This window comes from Nonomuraea sp. 3N208, assembly GCF_052245935.1.
Taxonomy (GTDB): Bacteria; Actinomycetota; Actinomycetes; order Streptosporangiales; family Streptosporangiaceae; genus Nonomuraea.
In genome coordinates this window covers 134987-152678 of the sequence record NZ_JBQQBR010000008.1, presented here as the reverse complement: position 1 = coordinate 152678, position 17692 = coordinate 134987, and the positions used below count along the sequence as shown (strand labels likewise).

Sequence of the window (17692 nt, the reverse complement as noted above, 5' to 3'; positions counted from 1 at the left end):
GACGTCTTCATCGCCGCGTGCTCATCAGGCGCTCATAGCAATCTGACTCCGCCCATCAACTCGGCGTCCTACATGACATTTCGTGGTTCTCCTTCCAGGTGCGCCCGCACGGGCGACAGGTCGAGCGGTCCCGGCACGCGAAACGCGCGCGGAATCGCCCGGCGACGCTCGGCGAGCTCCAGACAGCTCAAGGACGGATGCAGCGATGCACCGCGGCCAGGAAGCCGTCCTCGCAGGTCAGGGACCACATGATCCTCAACCCGCACCAGGCGGAGCAGCTCGGTCTTAGCCGTGCGAACCCTGCAGCCCACACACGTGCGCTGTGGGGCCGCTTGGCCACCATATTCCAGCTTACCGTGTTGACGCATCTACGGAACCGGCGGCATCTTCCGCTTGGGTGTCGGGCCGGATGTCGATCCGCCATCCCGTGAGCCGTGCGGCCAGCCGGGCGTTCTGCCCCTCTTTCCCGATGGCCAGCGACAGCTGGTAGTCGGGAACGATGACTCGAGCGACACGCCCCTCCAAATCGAGAACCTCGACGTGGGAAACGCGTGCGGGCGACAGAGCATTCCCGACGAACTCCGCCGGATCCTCCGACCAGTCGATGATGTCGATCTTCTCGCCGTGCAGCTCGGTCATCACGTTGCGCACGCGCGAGCCCATCGGGCCGATGCACGCGCCCTTGGCGTTGACGCCGGGCTTGCGCGACCTGACTGCGATCTTCGTACGGTGTCCGGCCTCGCGCGCCACCGCGGCGATCTCCACGGTGCCGTCGGCGATCTCCGGGACCTCCAGCGCGAACAGCTTCTTCACCAGCCCGGGATGCGTGCGCGACAGGCTGACCGAGGGGCCCTTGTGGCCCTTCTTCACCTGCACCACGTAGGCGCGGATGCGCTCTCCGTGCACGTATTCCTCGCCGGGCACCTGCTCGGCGTGCGGCAGCACGGCCTCGATCTTGCCCAGGTCGACCAGCACCACGCGCGGGTCCTTGCCCTGCTGGATGACTCCGGAGACCAGCTCGCCCTCGCGGCTGGCGTACTCGCCGAAGTTGATCTCGTCTTCGGCGTCGCGCAGCTGCTGCAGGATGACCTGCTTCGCGGTGGTGGCGGCGATCCTGCTGAAGTTGTTGGGCGTGTCGTCGAACTCCCTGACAACCTCGCCCTCCTCGTCGAGCTCGGCCGCCCAGATCGTCACGTGACCGCTGCTCCTGTCGAGCTGGGCACGCGCCTTGGAGGCCGCACCCTCGGTCCGGAAGTACGCGATCAGCAGCGCGTCCTCGATCGCCTTGACCACCAGGTCGAAGGAGATGTCCTTTTCACGTTCCAGGCTGCGCAGGACGCTCATGTCGATGTCCACGGCGGCTCCCCCTTAGCCTTCGTCGCCGTCGACGTCGTCGATTCGGCGGAACTCCACCTGCACCCGTCCCCGGGTCAGGTCTTCGTAATCAAGCCGGCGCGCGGCGCCCGCGACGTCGAGGTCGACGCCGCTCTCGTCCGCGGCCAGGATCCGGCCCTCCACCTCGGTGCCGTCTCTCATCTCGGCCTTCACCAGGCGTTTGGCCGCACGCCGCCAGTGGCGCGGCTCGGTGAGAGGGCGGTCGACACCAGGCGAGGAGACCTCCAGCGTGTAAGCCGCGTGGCCCATCGAGTCGTCGTCGTCCAACGCCGCAGAGACGGCCTGGCTCACGTCGGCCACGTCGTCGAGGCTCACGCCGCCGTCGCGATCGACGATCACGCGCAGCAGCCGTCGCTTGCCTGCCTGGGTGACGGTGATGTCCTCCAGGTCGAGACCCTCCGCGCTGACCACGGGCTCCAGGAGCTTTATCAGGTGGTCGCGGGGTGATGCGCTGCCCATATCGACCTCCCCTATTGTCATGTCTCAGCCGGGCGGACCTCGCCTCTGGCTCTCCGCCGCCTGGCTGCGCAGCCAGCGACGACAGTTGACACCCTATCCGTACGAGGGCACGGAAAGAGCGCCACTCGGCACGCTCGAGTGGCGAGCGTCGCGTACAGCGATCGCGGGCATGAGCCCGTACGATGCTATCCGGGTCCCGTATTCCTGGAGGTTCCTGTCCGTGCGTCCGCGTCACCTCTCCCGGCGGGTCTTGCTGGCGAGCGGAGCGGCCGCTCTCACCGCCTGCAACGCTTCCGGCCCGCCGCCGCAGCCGCCCGCGCAGGCTCCGGACTCCCCCGAGACGCGTCTGGTGAAAGAGTTGATCGCCGAGAAGGAGCGTACGATCGCGCTCTACTCATCCATGATCGCGAGCGGGGCGCGCAAACTGGTCCCCTTCAGGGATCGTCACCAGGCCCATCTGAACGCGCTGCGCAAGCACGTCGCGACCAGCTCCTCCGCGTCATCGTCCGGTGCGGCCTCCGCATCGCCGCCCCCCGCCGCCTCGGCGTCCGGCACCGTCACCGCCTCGGCGTCGTCGTCCCCCACGGCCACCGCCACACCGGAAGTGTCGCTGGCGCGGCTGCGCAGCCTGGAGCGTAAGGCGGCCGCGCTGCGGGCGCGCCAGCTCGCGACCGTCTCGCCCGGGATGGCCCAGCTCATCGCCAGCATCGGCGCCTGCGAGGCCGCCCACGCCATCGCCCTGCCGAGGTCGCTGTGAACGCCGACGACGTCGAGAAGCTGCGCAAGGCGCTGGCGGCCGAGCATGCGGTGCTGTTCGCGTACGGGCTGCTGGGCGCGCGGACGTCCGGGTCGCTGCGGGACAGGATGAGTGCGGCCTTCGACGCCCACCGGGCGCGCCGTGACCAGCTGCGCGGGTTGATCACGACGCGCGGCGGCCGGCCGGTCGAGCCCGACGCGTCCTACGCGCTGCCGTTCTTCCCCTCCAACGCCACGCTGGCGGCCAAACTGGCCGTGCACCTGGAGAACGGTGTCACGGCCGCCTACCTGGAGCTGGCGGCCGCACAGGACATGTCGCTGCGCCGCTACGCCGCACTGGCCATGCAGGAGGCGGTCACCCGTGCCTATGCCTTCCGCCCCGCCCAGCCGCCCGCGTTCCCCGGCATGCCCGTCGCGGCACAGCACGGAGATTGAAGTGATCTCCTCCGGTGAACGGAGGAGATTCCCTCCTACCTTGCGGTGAAGGACCCGTACCACTCCGCGCCAGGTGCCCTTGGTGGCGGTCGGCACGTCGGAGAGGACCAGGGGCCCCTGGCCGGTGTGCACGGTGAGGCGTGATCGGGCGGACCGTGCAGGTTCTACGCGCAGAGGCGCCGACCGGGTCCCTACGTGCGGGATCCGGTGTGCGCCAGTGCTCGGGCGGGGTGTCAGGCGATGGTGGCGGTGACGCGGTCGGCGGCCTCCGCCAGCGGGATCTCCGACTTCTCGCCCGAGACCCGGTCCCGGAGCTCCACCACACCCTGCGACAGTCCGCGCCCGACCACCACAATGGTCGGCACCCCCAGCAGCTCGGCGTCCTTGAACTTGACGCCGGGCGACACCTGCGGCCGGTCGTCCACCAGGACACGCACGCCGCGCGAGGACAGCTCGCCGGCCAGCTTCAGGGCAGCCTCCACCTGGTTTTCCTTGCCGGTCCCGACGATGTGCACGTCGGCGGGCGCGACCTCGCGGGGCCACACCAGGCCGAGCGGGTCGTAGGCCTGCTCGGCGATGACCGCCACGGCGCGTGAGACGCCGATGCCGTACGAGCCCATCGTGATGCGGATCGGCTTGCCGTCCGGGCCGAGCGCGTCGAGGCCGGCGGCGTCGGCGTATTTACGGCCGAGCTGGAAGATGTGGCCGATCTCGATGCCGCGGTCGATGGACAGCTCCGCGCCGCAGCGAGGGCAGGGGTCGCCGGCGCGCACCTCGGCGGCCTCGATCGTGCCGTCAGGGGTGAAGTCGCGGCCTGCGACCACGTTGGCGGCGTGTTTACCCGGCTCGTTGGCGCCGGTCACCCAGGAGGTGCCGGTGGCCACGCGCGGGTCGACGAGGTAGCGGATGCCCAGCTCTCGCAGGACCTGCGGCCCGATGTAGCCGCGGACGAGCCCGGGGTGCCTGGCGAAGTCGGCGGCCTCGAAGATGGCGGGCTCGCCGGGCGCCAGCGCTGCCTCCAGGCGCTTGAAGTCCACCTCGCGGTCGCCGGGCACGCCGATCACCAGCGTCTCGATCTTGTCCGAGCCGGGCGTGGTGATCTTGACGACGACGTTCTTCAACGTGTCGGCGGCGGTGACGGACAGGCCGTGATGCTCGTTGACGTACGAGACGAGCGTCTCGATGGTCGGAGTATCCGGAGTGTCCATGACCCGCAGAGCCGGCACGTCCTCGTACGAGCGGGCGGCGGGGGCGGGCGTGGTGACGGCTTCGGCGTTGGCCGCGTACCCGCAGGAATGGCAGGCCACGAACGTGTCCTCGCCGGTCGGCGTGGGCGCGAGGAACTCCTCCGACGCCGACCCGCCCATCGCCCCCGACTGCGCGAACACGATCTTGTAGCGGATGCCGAGCCGGTCGAAGGTCCGGATGTACGCCTCGCGGTGCTGCTCGTAGGAACGCTTGAGCCCGTCGTCGTCGAGGTCGAAGGAGTAGGAGTCCTTCATGAGGAACTCGCGGCCCCGCAGGATGCCTGCACGCGGCCGGGCCTCGTCGCGGTATTTGGTCTGGATCTGGTAAAGCGTGACCGGATAGTCCTTGTAGGAGGAGTATTCGCCCTTGACCATGTCGGTGAAGAGCTCCTCGTGCGTGGGCCCGAGGAGGTAGTCGGCGCCCTTGCGGTCCTGGAGCCTGAACAGCGTGTCGCCGTATTCGGTCCAGCGGCCGGTGGCCTCGTAGTATTCGCGGGGCAGCAGGGCGGGGAAGAGCACCTCCTGGGCGCCCATCCGGTTCATCTCCTCGCGGACGATCCTGGTGACGTTTTCCAGGACGAGCTTGCCGAGGGGCAGCCAGGAGTAGATGCCCGGCGCCACGCGGCGGACGTAGCCGGCGCGGACCAGGAGCTTGTGGCTCGGCACTTCCGCGTCTGCCGGGTCGTCCCGCAGGGTGCGAAGAAACAACGACGACATGCGCAGCAACACGGCTACTCCTTGCTCGAACCTCGGTCTGGAGGATTACAGGCTATCGAGTCGGAGCAGCGGCTCGCTCGGTGTTAAACCTCCACCCCTGCGTCGTCAGACCGCCAAGGGTATCCAGCCGGAGACGAAGGCGGCCAGGCAGACCGTGAACACGCCGACGAAGACCGCCGACAGGGCGAGCGCGCGGACCCGGGCGCGGGCGTTCCTGCGCAGGACAAGCACCAGTGCGACCGACAGCAGCCCGACGACCAGTGCAGGCAGGGGCCAGAACGACTGCTCGCTGCCGATGAAGCCAGGTGTCGCCCGGTCCACGACGTCCGCGATCAGCGCCGCGCCGACCGCGCCTGCCGCCAGGTCGCCCCAGGCGTCGTTCCTGCGGGTGACGTACGCCAGCAGGCCCAGGCCGACAAGGAGGGCGAGCATCCAGTTGAGCCCGGCGGCGCTGCCGCCGATGACGTCGAAGGCCACGTCGCCGCGGAGCGCTCCGGCGCCCATGGCGGCTACCAGCGTGGACACGGCCGCCAGGAACGTGGTCAGCAACGCCCATCCGAACCCCGACGCGGTGACCCCGACGACCAGGGACAAGGCAAGGTACGCGTACGGCTCGTAGACTTGGCCGAGCCATTCGGGGCCGCGGCCGGAGATGAGCATGCCGATGAGGCCGATCAGCAATCCTCCTGAGAAAGCCGCGACCAGATGGCGTTCGATGCCGCGCTGCCGCCGGTCGTATTCGGCGAAGTCGGCGTACTCGATGGCGGTGTTGTTCATCTCCATTCCCTGGTCAAACCCTCCCCCGGAGACCTATAGGGCAGACCGCCATCAGATTATGCGACCGTACAGAAAAGGCAAATTTCGGTCATTCCTTTACCAAGACAAGCAATCGCTTGGTTAGCATGAGTCCGTGTCGCTTCCCGATGAGCTCCGCGCCGTTGTCCGCGACTACCTCGCCGGCCGCCCAGGTGCATCCTGGGAGGAGTTCGCGCGGGACGTAGGCATCGCGGGACTGCTCGCACCCGAGGAGCACGGGGGCGCGGGATGCGGGCCGGCCGAAATGGCGGCCGTGGCGGAGGAGCTGGGCCGGGTCCTGTCGCCGCATCCGTTCCTGCAGTCGGCGGTGATGGCCGTCGAGGCCGCCGCCGCGTGCGGGGCGTCCGACCTCCTGGCGGCGCTGGCCGAAGGGGCCGCGACCGCGACCGTGGTGCTGCCGGGTGACGGCGAGCTGCGGCTGGAGGGGGACCTGCTCGCGGGGGTGGTGCCGTACGCGCTGGAGGGCGAGCTGGTGCTGCTCTACGTCGACGGGCTGCTGGTCGAGGCCGTGCCCACGCGGCGGGAGCCGTACCCGACGATGGACGAGAGCAGGCCGCTGACGCGGCTGACCTTCGACCGCGAGCCGGCACGACCGCTCGGCGACGGCGGGTCATGGACCCGGGTGCGGGACCTCGGCATCGCGGCGCTGGCCGCCGAGCAGGTGGGCGGGGCGCAACGCTGCCTGGAGATGGCGGTCGAGCACGCCAAGCGGCGGCACCAGTTCGGGCGGCCGATCGGATCCTTCCAGGCGATCAAGCACAAGCTGGCCGACGTGCTGCTGCTCGTGGAGTCGGCCAGATCGGCGGCCTTGGCGGCGGCGCGGGACGGGATGTTCGCGGCGATCGCGGGGTCGTATTGCACGGAGGCCTATCTGGCGGCGGCGGGCGAGAACATCCAGGTCCACGGCGGGATCGGGATCACGTGGGAGCACCCGGCGCACCGGTACCTCAAGCGGGCCACGTCCGACGCGCAGCTCTTCTGCCCGCCCCAGGCCCACCGCGCCCGGCTGGCGGGGCACGTCTTCGGGCCACCCGCCTGATCCCGGCCACCGGCCTTGCCGAAGTCAGTGTGATGTTCGGGTGGAGGTCCTTTGCAGGAGGAACGTCGGTGGCCATGGCGTGAGGCCACCCCTTCGAAGGACCCGGACGCCCGTGGCATGGGGTCGGCCGCAGAGGAGGGGTGTGCCCACGGCAGGAGGCCGGCCGCAGCGGAGGGGTGCCCACGACATGGGGCTGGCCGCAGCGGAGGGTTGTGCCCACGGCATGGGGGCGGCCGTGGAGGGTGGGCGGCCTGAGTGGGTCAGCCGCCCAGGAGTTCCTCCCAAGGGTGGCGGGTGTTGGTGCGGCGGCTGGTGTCGAGGGCCTCGGCCAGGCGCCAGAAGCCGGGCCGGGAGCGTACGGTGGCCCGGCCCATCGGGTCGACCGCGCGCAACTCGAACCGCACGCCCATCACGTCGAGCACGGCCGAGCCGTCGCTGCCCGGACCCGCCTCGGTGACGAGCGAGCCTTCGTAGTCGGGGTCTCGCACCTGCTCGGCCAGTAGTAAGGCCACCTCCGACGCGTACGGCCCGTCGCGCCACTCGATGTGCCAGCTGTGATCGGCCCCCCGCCACCAGGTCAGGTCGCGGCACGACTCGATGAAGTCCGCCTCGGTCGCCAGCGCGGCCATGACCCGGCCGAACGCCTCGTACCGGCGGGCACTCGTGAGCGAGAGGCCGTCGTCGCCGTGATCGGGGACCGTCGCGTCCTTCGGCCGCCTCAGCGCGTGCTTTCGCTTCACAGGCATCCACTCTGATCGCGCCCGTGCCCTTCCCGCAAGTGTTCGCTGCTGATACGCTCTACCAAGCGAGCGCTTGGTTTCCTACTGTGCCGGAGGCGCGATGACGTCCCTACGGATCAGCCTGGGGTACGAACTGGAGGTCCGCGGGCGCGCCCGCGAAGTCGAGCAACAGGCGTTCCACAACGTGGTCGACCAGGTCGTTCTGGGCGACCGGCTGGGCTTCGACACCGCCTGGTTCGTCGAGCACCACTTCACCAGAGGCTTCTCCCACTCCTCCGCCCCTGACCTGGTCCTGGCCGCCATCTCCCAGCGAACCGAGCGCATCCACCTCGGGCTCGGAGTGGTGCTGCTGCCGTTCCAGTCCCCGATCCGCACGGCCGAGCGCGTCGCCACGCTGGACGTGCTGAGCGGCGGCAGGGTGGAGTTCGGAACGGGACGCGGGGCCTCGCCACTGGAGTACCAGGCGTTCCAGCGGCCATTCGAGAAGTCCCGGCAGATCTGGGAGGACTCGCTGGAGGCCACGCTGGCCATCTGGCGGGCCGACGGCGAGCCGATCAGCCGGTCGAACGAGTTCTTCGAGATCCCCGACGTGGCCGTCTATCCGCGGCCGGTCCAGGAGCCTCATCCGCCGGTGTGGGTGGCCTCCACCTCCCTGGAGGGGTATCTGGCGGCGGCCAAGCACGGATACAACCTGCTCGGCATGACGATGCTCAAGGGCATCGACGACGTCGCCGCCGACATCGCGCGGTACCGGGAGTGCCTGAGCGAGCACGGCTTCGACCCGTCCAGCCGCCGGGTCGCCCTCATGATCCCCTGGTTCGCCGCCCCCACGCGGGACGAGGCCAATGCCACGGCCGCCGACGCCGTCCTGTGGTACATCCGCCGCCAGGTCAACCTCGTCACCCCGCCCGACTACTACGACGCCCGCCACGCCACGCACCGCGTGCTCGGCCAGCTCGCCGCCGGACTGCCGCCCGACGAGGCCATGGCCACGCTGCGCGAGCACCTGATGGTGGTGGTCGACGACGTGGAGGGCTCGCGCAAGGCCCTGGCCAGGATCGCCGAGGCCGGCGCCACGGATCTCATCATCCAGGCCCAGGTCGGCGGGCTGGCGCACGAGCAGGTGTGCGAGTCGATGACGCTGTTCATGACCGAGGTGGTGCGCTGATGGCACGCTGGCTGACCCGCGACGATCTCGGGGCCGCCGCGCGTACCGCCGAAGGGCTCCTGCTCGTCTCTCCTGATGTGTCGAGCGTCTTCCCGCTGAGCCAGGACGACCGTACGGCCGCCGCCGGGCTGACCGCGGCGGCGCTGCGGGCGGCCGGGGTCGGCGACCGGGACCGCGTGGCGGTGGCACTCGCCCAACCCGCGGGTGCGCTGTGGACCGCCGCCGCGGCCGACGTGGCGCAGGCCGCCGCCGACGTGGGGCCGCGCGGCCGGATGCGGCTGCACCACGCGCTGTCCGCGCTGCGCGCCACCACGCTGGTGGCCACCCCCACGGGCGCGATGGACTTCCTGGCCCGCCTGCACCTGGAGTTCCTCCTGGACCCGCTGGACCTCGGGCTCAGGAACATCGTCCTGACCGGCGAGATCGCCTCGAAACGCACGCTCGGCCATCTGGCCGGCGAGTTCGCGGCGCGAGTCACGGAGGTGTACGCGAGCCCGTTCGGCGGCACGGCACTGGCCTGGCGGGCGGCCGAGGAGGACCCGCTCACGCCGCTGGCGGACGGCGTGCTGGGGCTGGCGGCGCTCGCCAAGGACGCCGACCCCGACGCGCATGCGGAGCTGGCCGAGCTGGTCGTCACCCCGCAGGGGCACTCGACGCTCGGCGACGCCGTGCTCAGGACCGGACAGGTGGCCGGGGCCGGCGACGGCATTCCGGCGCCCGCGCACACCGTGGGCGAGCACGTACTGGTCAGAGGCGTATGGCTGGCCTTGCCGCGGGTCGAGAAGGCGCTGTCGAAGATCGACGGCGTGGCCGGCTGGGACCTGCAGATCAGCAGGCAGGGCACGCTGGACGCGGCCGTGCTCACCGTGACGTTCAACCGGGAGAGCCTGGTCGGCAACCCCATGTGGCGCTCGAGGATCCAGCAGGCGATCCGGGCGCTGACCCCCATCTCGATCACCGTAGAGATCGCCCAGGACGTCGCCGACACGCCGCGCCCCGCCACGGTGACCGACCTGCGCGGCCACCACCTGGGCCGGGATCGAGCTCTCATCACCTGAGGGGGACCGATGACGCCGGACTGGGGGACGCTCCCCCGCATGCTGCGCGACCAGGCGGCGCACCACCCCGACGCCATGGTGATCGCCGAGGGTGGCACACGGGTGACGTTGACGGAGCTGCGGGCGGCGGCCGCCAAGGTCGCCCGCGGCCTCATCGCCCTCGGCGTCGAGCCCGGCGACCGGGTGGCGATGTGGGGGCTGAACTCGGCGTACTGGGTGGCGCATGCTCTCGGGATCTGGGACTCGGGAGCGGCCATCGTGCCGCTGTCGTCACGGTTCAAGGGCATCGAGGCCGCCCAGCTCATCGAGAAGACCGGCGCGAAGGTGCTGATCACTGGCAAGGGGCCCACGGCCGTCCCGCTCGCCGGGCTGCTGCCGCCGCTGCCCGGCCTGCGTCACACGATCGTCCCCCCGGCGTCGGAGCTGCGCGCCCTCGCGGCGCGGGTGACGGCGCGGGAGGCCGAGGAACGGGCGCTCGCCGTCCGTCCCGGGGACCTGTGCGAGATCATGTCCACGTCGGGCACCACCGGCACGCCCAAGGGCGTCATGCTGGACCATGCCCAGGTCCTGCGCGGCTACTGGGACTGGTCCGAGATCGTCACGCTGAACGAGCACGACCGCTATCCGGTCATCGCGCCGTTCAGCCACGGGTTCGGGCTTAACGCCGGGCTCGTCGCCTGCGTCATGCGCCGGGCCACGATGGTGCCGATCCCGATCTTCACCCCGGACGCCCTCATGTCCCTCATCTCGGCCGAGCGCGTCACCATCCTGGCCGGGCCGCCCACGTTGTTCCACCGGATCCTCGACGAGCTGGACCGCGGGTCCTGGGACGTGTCGTCGCTGCGCGTGGCCATCTGCGGAGCCGCCGCCGTGCCGGCGACACTGATCACGCGGCTGGTCGAGCGGGTCGGCCTGGAGCGGATGATCAACGCGTACGGGCTGATGGAGGGCACGGTCGTCTCCATGACCAGGGCCGGCGACCCCATCGAGGTCGTCGCCAACACCACAGGCAGGCCCGTGCCGGGCATCGAGGTCAAGATCGTCGATGACGACGGCAAGGAGGTCGCGACCGGCGAGCGCGGCGAGATCCTCCAGCGCGGCTACGGCGTGATGCGCGGCTACTGGAACGAGCCCCAGCGGACGGCCGAGGCCGTGGACGCCGGCGGCTGGCTGCACACGGGCGACGTCGGCGTGCTGGACGAGCAGGGCAACCTCGCGATCGTGGACCGCAAGAAGGAGCTCTACATCGTCAACGGCTTCAACGTCTCGCCCGCCGAGGTCGAGTCGCTCCTGTTGCGTGAAGGGTCGCTGGCCCAGGCCGCGGTCGTCGGCGTGCCCGACCGGGCCACGGGCGAGGCCGGCGTGGCGTACGTGGTCCCGCGGCCCGGCGCGAGCGTCGACCCCGCCGGCCTGATCGCGTGGGCGCGGGCCAACATGTCCAACTACAAGATTCCCAAACGGGTCGTCGTGGTGGACGCCCTGCCGGTCAACGTCAACGGCAAGATCGACAAACTTGCCCTCCGTGATCGGGCGAAGCAGGCGCCGGGCGAGTAGGTTGGAAGTGCGCCCACTGCCCCAGGAGCTGCCATGTTGCGCCTGCTGGCCGGTGCGGCCGCACGTACATTCGGGGCGCGCGCGGCCGTCGTCACCGGCGCCACTTCACTGACCTTCGCCGACCTCGACCGGCTCTCCGATCAGGTGGCCGCCGGGCTCGCCCATCGCGGGGTCCGGATCGGCGATGTCGTGGTCCTGGCGCTCCCCGACGGGCCCGAGTTCGTGATCTGCTACGTCGCCGCCGCGAAGATCGGGGCGGTGACCGCGGGCATCGGGACGGATCGTGTGGAGCTGCTGACCATGCTGGACCCTGCCATCATCATCACCGTTCCGCGGGTGCTGCCGCCGCTGCCCGGGCTCGACGTGGTGACGCTGCCCGTCGAGGGACGCGTACGGCAGTCCTACGACCCCGCGCGGCTGGCCGGCCTGTGCCGGGCCGAGCCGCCACCGCCGCCGTTCCCGCCCGACCCCGGCCGCCCGGTGGTGATCACGTTCACCTCGGGGCGGACCGGGCCGCCCAAGGCCGTGTTGTTCGGCAACCGCCAGCTCGAGGCGATCCGGACCCACGGGGCCGGCGATCGCTGGGGCACGGGCGACGCCCGGCTGGTGCCGCATCCGCTCGGGCGCCTCGGGTTCGCCACCCGGCTGCCGATCTTTCTCCAGACCGGGCGAACTTGCCACGTCCTGCCCGCGTGGAGTGAGGACGCCGCGATGCGGGTGCTGCGCGAACACCGGATCGGCGTGTTGCAGGGCAGCCCGCTCCAGCTCTCGCGCATCCTCGACTGCGGCGGGGACCTGCCCGACCTGACCCTCATCCTGTCCAGCGGCGCGCCCGCCCCGCCCGAGCTGATCAGGGCGCTGCGCGACAAGTACGGCGTGCCGGTCTGCAACCGATACATCTGCACCGAGGCGGGGCTCGGGCTCGGGACACGGCCCGACGACCCACCCGAGGACGCGGAGGTGAGCGTCGGCAGGCCACGCGGCGGGGTGGACGTGTCCATCCGGGACGAAGACGGTCATGAGCTGCCTCATGACGTGCAAGGTGAGGTGCTTCTCCGCTCGGACGCGGTCATGAGCGGCTACGTTGGCAACAACACCGAGCAAGCGGTTTTCTCCAAGGACGGGTTCGTTCGCACGGGCGACCGGGGATACATCGATCGCACCGGCCGGTTGCATCTGGTGGGACGGGTGTCTTAGGAGGCGGCGTGGCGTTGCGTGTGGCGGTCATCGGGTCGGGCCCCGCCGGGATCTATACGGCTGAGGCACTGGTCAAGCTGTCCGTGGAGGCCGTGCGGGTCGATGTGCTCGAGCGCCTGCCGACCCCGTACGGGCTGGTCAGGTACGGCGTCGCACCCGACCACACGTCGATCAAGTCGATCGCCAACTACTTGCGGAGGGTGCTGGAGCTGCCCGAGGTCCGCTTCCTCGGCGGCGTCACGCTCGGCACGCACGTCTCCGTCGATGACCTGCTCGGCCGCTATGACGCGGTCGTCTACTGCACGGGGGCGATGGTCGACAGGAAGCTCGGCATCCCCGGCGAGGACCTGCCGGGGAGCGTGGCGGCGACCGACTTCGTCAACTGGTACTGCGGGCATCCCGACGTCGACCCCGGCATGTTCACGCTCGACACCTCCGAGATCGCGGTGATCGGGGTCGGGAACGTGGCCGTGGACGTCGTCCGCGTCCTGGCCAAGACCGCCGACGAGCTGCGCTCCACCGACGTGCCGCACGACGTGCTGCAGCGCCTGTCGGAAAGCCAGGTGAAGGCCATTCACATGGTGGGCCGCCGGGGCCCAGAGCACGCCAAGTTCACACTCAAGGAGCTGCGCGAGCTGGGCGATCTGGCCAACGCCGACGTCTGCGTACGTCCCGAAGAGGCCGTCGTGCTCGGCGGCGACTTCCCGCGCCAGGTCCAGGGCAACATCAAGGTTCTGCAGTCGTGGGCCGCGCGCGAGCCCGTCGGCCGGCCGCGCCGGCTCGACGTGCGGTTCTGGCTGCGGCCCGTGGAGATCCTCGGCGCCGAGCGGGTGGAGGGGCTCAAGCTCGAACGCACCCGGCTGTCGGAGGAGGGCCGCGTGGTGGGCACGGGCGAGTTCGAGACGCTGCCGGTCGGGATGGTGTTGCGGTCGGTCGGCTACCAGAGCGTGCCGCTGCCCGGGGTGCCGTTCTCCGAGCGGACCATGACCGTGCCGAACGAGGCCGGGCGGGTACGCGCCCGCGAATACGTGGCAGGCTGGCTCAAGCGCGGGCCTACCGGGGTCATCGGCACTAACAAGTCCGATGCGGCGGAGACGGTCCGCACGCTCCTCTCCGACCTGGAAGGGCGCGAACGTGTTGATGGCGGCGAGTCGATCGACGCGCTGCTGGCAGAGCGGGGGGTGCAGCCGGTGACCTACGAAGAGTGGCTGGCGATCGAGGCGGCAGAAGCCGAGCTGGCCAGGTCCCTCGGCCGCGGCGAACGCGTCAAGCTCGTCGGGCTGGAGGCCATGCTCCGGGCGTGCCGTGACTGACGAGCGTACGAGTGCGGGTGCCGGGTCCGGCGCCGTGCCACCCGGCTTCACCGAGGTCTACCGGGCTCAGCAGGCCCGTTTTCCGATGCCCGAGCCGGGGTGGCAGCCGGTCCACACGGTCTACGTGCCTGCCGACCGGTTCTCCGCCCACACGGTGGCCGACTGGCGCGATCACGCGTTGTCCCTGGTCAAGATGCATCTGGGTGGTCCTGACGAGCTGGCCGAGGTGTTCGGCGTACCCGGACGGCTCGCCGCGGCCGTACACGAGCAGGTCCTGCGCAAGCTCGCGCACGAACCGATCGAGGACCTGCGCGTCGACTTCGAGGACGGCTACGGCGTGCGGCCCGACCCGGTCGAGGACGGGCACGTGGAGCAGGCCGCCGGGGCGGTGGCCGCGCTGCACGCCGCCGGGGCGTTGCCGCGGCGGTGGGGGCCGCGGGTGAAGTCGTTCGCGGACGGGGATCCTGGGCGGTCCGTGCGCACGCTGCGCGGATTCGTCACGGGTGTGGTCGAGCGGGCCGGGGAGCTGCCCGCCGGGTTCACGGTGACGTTCCCGAAGGTGCTGATGGAGGAGTACCTGACGCAGTTCGCGGGCGTGCTCGAGCGGCTGGAGGCCGAGGCCGGCGGGCGGCTGCGGTTCGAGATGCAGGTGGAGGCCCCGCAGACGCTGCCCTTCCTGCGTGCCGAACTGGCCGAGTCCCTGGGCGGACGGCTGGCGGCGGCGCACTTCGGCGTGTTCGACTACACGGCCGCGCTCGGGCTGCCGCCGCACGAGCAGCGGCTCGACCATCCGGCCTGCGACCACGCCCGGCACGTCATGCAGACCGCGTTCGCCGGAACGGGCGTGGAGCTGTCCGACGGCTCGCTCGCCGCCTCGCCTGCCTCCGATCGCGCGGCCGACGTGCACGCGCTGTGGCGGCGGCACGCCGAGCTGGTACGGCACTCGCTGCGGCACGGCTTCTACCAGGGCTGGGACATGCACCCGTCGCACCTGGTGAGCCGGTTCGCCACCCTCTACGCCTTCCACCTGGCGAACTATGACTCCTATCGGGAGCGGGTGAGCGCGTGGGAGGAGCAGCGGGACGCGGGAGGCGGGGTGATGGACGAGCCCGCCACGATCCGCACCCTCGCCGCCGCCCTCCGGCGCGCCGATGCCGCCCTGCCTTAGCGGGTCAGTCGCGTTCGACCATCGCTCGCCATTGGCGTACCAGGCGCCACTCGACCGGGTCCGACCAGCCGGCCCGGACCGCGGATCCCACGTGGAACGCCCGGATGCCGTAGTCGAGCAGCGCGGGCACGTGTGCCGGACGCAGGCCGCCGCCGGCCAGGATGATCGAACCGTCACCTGCCTCGGCCCGGGTCTTTAACACCGGCAAGCCGTCACCGACGCCGGCGGGGGATCCGGACGTGAGCACGGTGGCGAGGTTGGGCAGCAAGCGCACGGCGCGCCAGGACGCCTGGATGTTGGCCGCGTGATCGACGGCTCTGTGGAAGGTCCACGGCAAGGGGGACACAGCGTGGATCAGCGCTTCGGTGGCCACGAGATCGACGGCTCCAGCGCTGTCGAGAAACCCGAACACGAACCCTGCCGCCCCGGCCTGCGCCAGCGCCTTGGCGTCGCGCCCCAGCCGCGCCAAGGCGTCGGGGTCGGCGGCGAAGTTGGCGTCGCAGCGGAGCATCACCATCTGGGGAAGCGGGCACTCCGCGGCGATCGCGGCAACCGTCTCCGGGGAGGGGGTCAGCCCGTCGGCCGCCATGTCGGCGACGACCTCCAGCCGGTCGGCTCCGCCCTGTTCGGCGGCCACGGCGTCGCGCACGTTGAGCGCGATCACCTCGAGCAGGGATCCGGTCATGCAGGAGAGGCTATATGGTGCTCTGCACCTTTCCGCCGCGAAAACCCCAAAGGCCCCACCGCTCCGCGGGGCATCGGGGGGACGGCGCCCGGCCGCAGCGTTGAGGTCATTTGAGACGGAGCGTCCATCGACCGCAGGCATCCTCCGTGGCGGCCGCCTCTGGGACGGTCTGAGGCCTTCAGCCGGCGCGTCGGACGGCCGTGGGCGCACCTCTTACAGGGGGCGCGGGCACGCTCCCGTCAGGGACGCGCTGAGGCGTTCGGAGAGGTGGCATGAAAGGCGGAGCGCGCATCCCTGCCGGTGGCCAGGGGTCCTTGAGGACGTGGCGCCCAGCCTCTCAGGGGATCGGCCCGGCCTCGGGGGTTCGAGGCCGGGCCGGTTGAGGGTTAGGCGGTGATCAGCTCCGCGATGGTCAGGTCGCGGAAGGACGTCGTCGGGAGATCCTCCGATGGGCGCTGAAAGAGGGCGCCGGAGGAGCGATGGGACAGGTCAACGGTGCGGACGTGGTGGAAGCCGCGGCCACGGTAGTACGACTGCAGGCGCGGGTTCGCCTTGGCGCAGTCGAGCCGGAGCCACGGCAACCCCGCGGCGAACGCCGAGGCGCTGGCCCAGTCGAGGAGGGCGTCGCCGAGGCCGCTGCCCGACCACGGCCGGGCCACGGCCAGCTTGTGGATGTAGAGCGCGGCCCCGGGGTCGTCGCCCGGAGCCCAGAACTCAGGATCGGCGTGATCGTCGAGGGCAATGGTGGCGACCGGCGGTGCCGACTCGTCGGGGTCGAGGTATCGAAGCTCGTCGTCGAGTACGAACAGCACCCGCTCCTCTATGAGCGGCTCGATCCGCTCAGGGCCGAACCCGTTGCGGGGCCACTGCCGCACCCCTTGCGCATAGAGCCACTCGGCGGTATCCGCCAGCAGCGTGAGTACGCCGGGAAGGTCCTCAGGTTCCGCCCGGCGGAGCGCGAGCGGATGAAGCAGGGTGTTTGTGTGCATAATACAACTCCCGTTGCGTTGGGTTCCTACGCGAGCGCACAGCGTAATGACGCGATGTCGCGTAGGGGCGAAATGGGGCCTTAACCCGATATACATGGATAAATGGCGATTTGGGGGAGTATGCACGACTCCCCCAGGCCAGCGAGGCGGCTATTTCTCGCTGCACCCGGCCGGCGGGATCACCCCTTCATCCGAGCCCACTAGCGGCGATCGAGCTCGTATCTGATCAAATGTTTGTCGGCGGGCAGCACCGACACAGCGACACGCACTGGCATGTCGGCCCCGTCGAAACCAACTCGGACATACACCATGACTGGCGTGCCGAGCTCGAGTTGGAGGCGCTCTGCCTCCTCTTGGTTGGGCATGCGGGCCCAGATGTCGTCGACGACGCGCACCTGCGCATGACCCAGTTCTTCCAGCACCCGGTTCGCCCCTCGCGCGATGTCTCCGGGCCTGGCGATCTCGGAATCGGCAACCAGTTCACGGGGGAAGTAGGAATCGTTGGTGTTGTACGGCTGGCCGTCCACGAAACGCAGACGGCGTCTCACCACCGCCAATTCCCCATCCGCCAACTCCAGCCTGCTGGCGATCTCCTCGACCGGAGACACGGTCAGCACCTCGATGTACTGGCTTGGCGCACGGCCTTCCTGTGCCACGGCGTAGGCGAATGCCTCCCGCAGCTCCCCACGGGGTTGCTTCTCCAGCTCACGTTGGGGATAGATGAGCAGCGGCCGCCGGTCCCTGACCACGGTTCCGCGCCGCGGCGTGCGCGTGACGAGCCCTTCATTGACGAGCTCTCCGAGGGCCAACCGTACGGTGTTTCTGCTCACCCCATGGTCTTCCATGAGCTGTGCCTCGGTCGGCAGCTGTGCCCCGGGGCCGAGGACACCCGAGTAGATGGCTCGACGCAATTCCGCAGCCACCTGCTGATACAGCACCGACCTTGCCACTTTCAC

General features: G+C 70.4%; 18 protein-coding genes. 9 read left to right on the top strand and 9 right to left on the bottom strand.

All coding sequences use genetic code 11. The annotated features are described in order from the left end of the window. Positions 1-68: 68 nt before the first annotated feature. From ACTWPT_RS14315 to rimP, 3 genes are read right to left on the bottom strand one after another with little or no spacing between them, the layout of a single operon-like run. A complete protein-coding gene (locus tag ACTWPT_RS14315; RefSeq protein WP_443177835.1) occupies positions 69-368 on the bottom strand; it encodes a YlxR family protein in 300 nt (99 codons plus the stop codon). Then, entirely contained in the window at positions 352-1356 is a 1005-nt protein-coding gene (nusA, locus tag ACTWPT_RS14310) for a transcription termination factor NusA (protein ID WP_443177834.1), read from the bottom strand. The genes ACTWPT_RS14315 and nusA overlap by 17 nt, the downstream gene beginning before the upstream one ends. A gap of 12 nt (positions 1357-1368) precedes the next feature. Further along, positions 1369-1854, bottom strand: a complete 486-nt coding sequence (gene rimP, locus ACTWPT_RS14305; protein ID WP_443177833.1) for a ribosome maturation factor RimP — start codon at positions 1852-1854, stop codon at positions 1369-1371. A gap of 220 nt (positions 1855-2074) precedes the next feature. On the opposite strand from rimP, the gene ACTWPT_RS14300 reads away from it, so the two are divergent. After that, entirely contained in the window at positions 2075-2611 is a 537-nt protein-coding gene (locus ACTWPT_RS14300) for a hypothetical protein (RefSeq protein WP_443177832.1), read from the top strand. Continuing rightward, positions 2608-3045, top strand: a complete 438-nt coding sequence (locus tag ACTWPT_RS14295; RefSeq protein WP_443177831.1) for a ferritin-like domain-containing protein — start codon at positions 2608-2610, stop codon at positions 3043-3045. Before ACTWPT_RS14300 ends, ACTWPT_RS14295 begins: the two co-directional genes overlap by 4 nt. A 233-nt stretch (positions 3046-3278) precedes the next feature. On the opposite strand, the gene ACTWPT_RS14290 is transcribed toward ACTWPT_RS14295, so the two are convergent. Next, entirely contained in the window at positions 3279-5021 is a 1743-nt protein-coding gene (locus ACTWPT_RS14290) for a proline--tRNA ligase (RefSeq protein WP_443177830.1), read from the bottom strand. A gap of 93 nt (positions 5022-5114) precedes the next feature. Beyond that, positions 5115-5786: a hypothetical protein gene (locus ACTWPT_RS14285; protein ID WP_443177829.1), complete on the bottom strand. Its 672-nt coding sequence runs from the start codon at positions 5784-5786 to the stop codon at positions 5115-5117. A 133-nt stretch (positions 5787-5919) separates the two neighbouring features. On the opposite strand from ACTWPT_RS14285, the gene ACTWPT_RS14280 reads away from it, so the two are divergent. Beyond that, positions 5920-6864: an acyl-CoA dehydrogenase family protein gene (locus ACTWPT_RS14280; protein ID WP_443177828.1), complete on the top strand. Its 945-nt coding sequence runs from the start codon at positions 5920-5922 to the stop codon at positions 6862-6864. A 260-nt stretch (positions 6865-7124) separates the two neighbouring features. Here ACTWPT_RS14280 and ACTWPT_RS14275 read toward each other — a convergent pair whose 3' ends face one another. Beyond that, positions 7125-7610, bottom strand: a complete 486-nt coding sequence (locus ACTWPT_RS14275) for a hypothetical protein (RefSeq protein ID WP_443177827.1) — start codon at positions 7608-7610, stop codon at positions 7125-7127. A gap of 94 nt (positions 7611-7704) precedes the next feature. On the opposite strand from ACTWPT_RS14275, the gene ACTWPT_RS14270 reads away from it, so the two are divergent. From ACTWPT_RS14270 to ACTWPT_RS14245, 6 genes are read left to right on the top strand one after another with little or no spacing between them, the layout of a single operon-like run. Further along, positions 7705-8772 (top strand): LLM class flavin-dependent oxidoreductase, encoded by a 1068-nt coding sequence (locus ACTWPT_RS14270; protein ID WP_443177826.1) that lies wholly within the window; start codon positions 7705-7707, stop codon positions 8770-8772. After that, the gene (locus tag ACTWPT_RS14265; protein WP_443177825.1) at positions 8772-9830 is read left to right on the top strand and encodes a hypothetical protein; all 1059 of its coding nucleotides are present in this window, start codon (positions 8772-8774) and stop codon (positions 9828-9830) included. The genes ACTWPT_RS14270 and ACTWPT_RS14265 overlap by 1 nt, the downstream gene beginning before the upstream one ends. A gap of 9 nt (positions 9831-9839) precedes the next feature. Next, positions 9840-11384 carry an AMP-binding protein gene (locus ACTWPT_RS14260; protein ID WP_443177824.1) on the top strand — a complete coding sequence of 515 codons (1545 nt, stop codon included), beginning with the start codon at positions 9840-9842 and terminating at the stop codon, positions 11382-11384. A 33-nt stretch (positions 11385-11417) separates the two neighbouring features. Further along, a complete protein-coding gene (locus ACTWPT_RS14255; protein WP_443177823.1) occupies positions 11418-12581 on the top strand; it encodes a class I adenylate-forming enzyme family protein in 1164 nt (387 codons plus the stop codon). 8 nt (positions 12582-12589) lie between these two features. Then, positions 12590-13894, top strand: coding sequence for an FAD-dependent oxidoreductase (locus tag ACTWPT_RS14250; protein ID WP_443177822.1), 1305 nt, complete (start codon positions 12590-12592; stop codon positions 13892-13894). After that, positions 13887-15062: a DUF6986 family protein gene (locus tag ACTWPT_RS14245; RefSeq protein WP_443177821.1), complete on the top strand. Its 1176-nt coding sequence runs from the start codon at positions 13887-13889 to the stop codon at positions 15060-15062. Before ACTWPT_RS14250 ends, ACTWPT_RS14245 begins: the two co-directional genes overlap by 8 nt. A gap of 4 nt (positions 15063-15066) precedes the next feature. Here the strand turns inward: ACTWPT_RS14245 and ACTWPT_RS14240 are convergent, their stop codons facing one another. The 3 genes from ACTWPT_RS14240 to ACTWPT_RS14230 form a co-directional block, all read right to left on the bottom strand. After that, entirely contained in the window at positions 15067-15747 is a 681-nt protein-coding gene (locus tag ACTWPT_RS14240) for a copper homeostasis protein CutC (RefSeq protein ID WP_443177820.1), read from the bottom strand. A 386-nt stretch (positions 15748-16133) separates the two neighbouring features. Next, positions 16134-16736, bottom strand: coding sequence for a GNAT family N-acetyltransferase (locus ACTWPT_RS14235; protein ID WP_443177819.1), 603 nt, complete (start codon positions 16734-16736; stop codon positions 16134-16136). A gap of 200 nt (positions 16737-16936) precedes the next feature. Continuing rightward, positions 16937-17686 (bottom strand): GntR family transcriptional regulator, encoded by a 750-nt coding sequence (locus tag ACTWPT_RS14230; protein ID WP_443177818.1) that lies wholly within the window; start codon positions 17684-17686, stop codon positions 16937-16939. Positions 17687-17692: the final 6 nt, after the last annotated feature.

What these genes read in the sequence shown, in the direction of transcription:
- ACTWPT_RS14260 (WP_443177824.1), top strand. Translation starts at nt 9,840, where the DNA reads ATGACGCCGGACTGGGGGACGCTCCCCCGCATGCTGCGCGACCAGGCG.
- ACTWPT_RS14315 (WP_443177835.1), bottom strand. Translation starts at nt 368, where the DNA reads ATGCGTCAACACGGTAAGCTGGAATATGGTGGCCAAGCGGCCCCACAG.
- ACTWPT_RS14275 (WP_443177827.1), bottom strand. Translation starts at nt 7,610, where the DNA reads ATGCCTGTGAAGCGAAAGCACGCGCTGAGGCGGCCGAAGGACGCGACG.
- ACTWPT_RS14235 (WP_443177819.1), bottom strand. Translation starts at nt 16,736, where the DNA reads ATGCACACAAACACCCTGCTTCATCCGCTCGCGCTCCGCCGGGCGGAA.
- ACTWPT_RS14270 (WP_443177826.1), top strand. Translation starts at nt 7,705, where the DNA reads ATGACGTCCCTACGGATCAGCCTGGGGTACGAACTGGAGGTCCGCGGG.
- ACTWPT_RS14265 (WP_443177825.1), top strand. Translation starts at nt 8,772, where the DNA reads ATGGCACGCTGGCTGACCCGCGACGATCTCGGGGCCGCCGCGCGTACC.
- ACTWPT_RS14240 (WP_443177820.1), bottom strand. Translation starts at nt 15,747, where the DNA reads ATGACCGGATCCCTGCTCGAGGTGATCGCGCTCAACGTGCGCGACGCC.
- ACTWPT_RS14255 (WP_443177823.1), top strand. Translation starts at nt 11,418, where the DNA reads ATGTTGCGCCTGCTGGCCGGTGCGGCCGCACGTACATTCGGGGCGCGC.
- ACTWPT_RS14285 (WP_443177829.1), bottom strand. Translation starts at nt 5,786, where the DNA reads ATGAACAACACCGCCATCGAGTACGCCGACTTCGCCGAATACGACCGG.
- rimP (WP_443177833.1), bottom strand. Translation starts at nt 1,854, where the DNA reads ATGGGCAGCGCATCACCCCGCGACCACCTGATAAAGCTCCTGGAGCCC.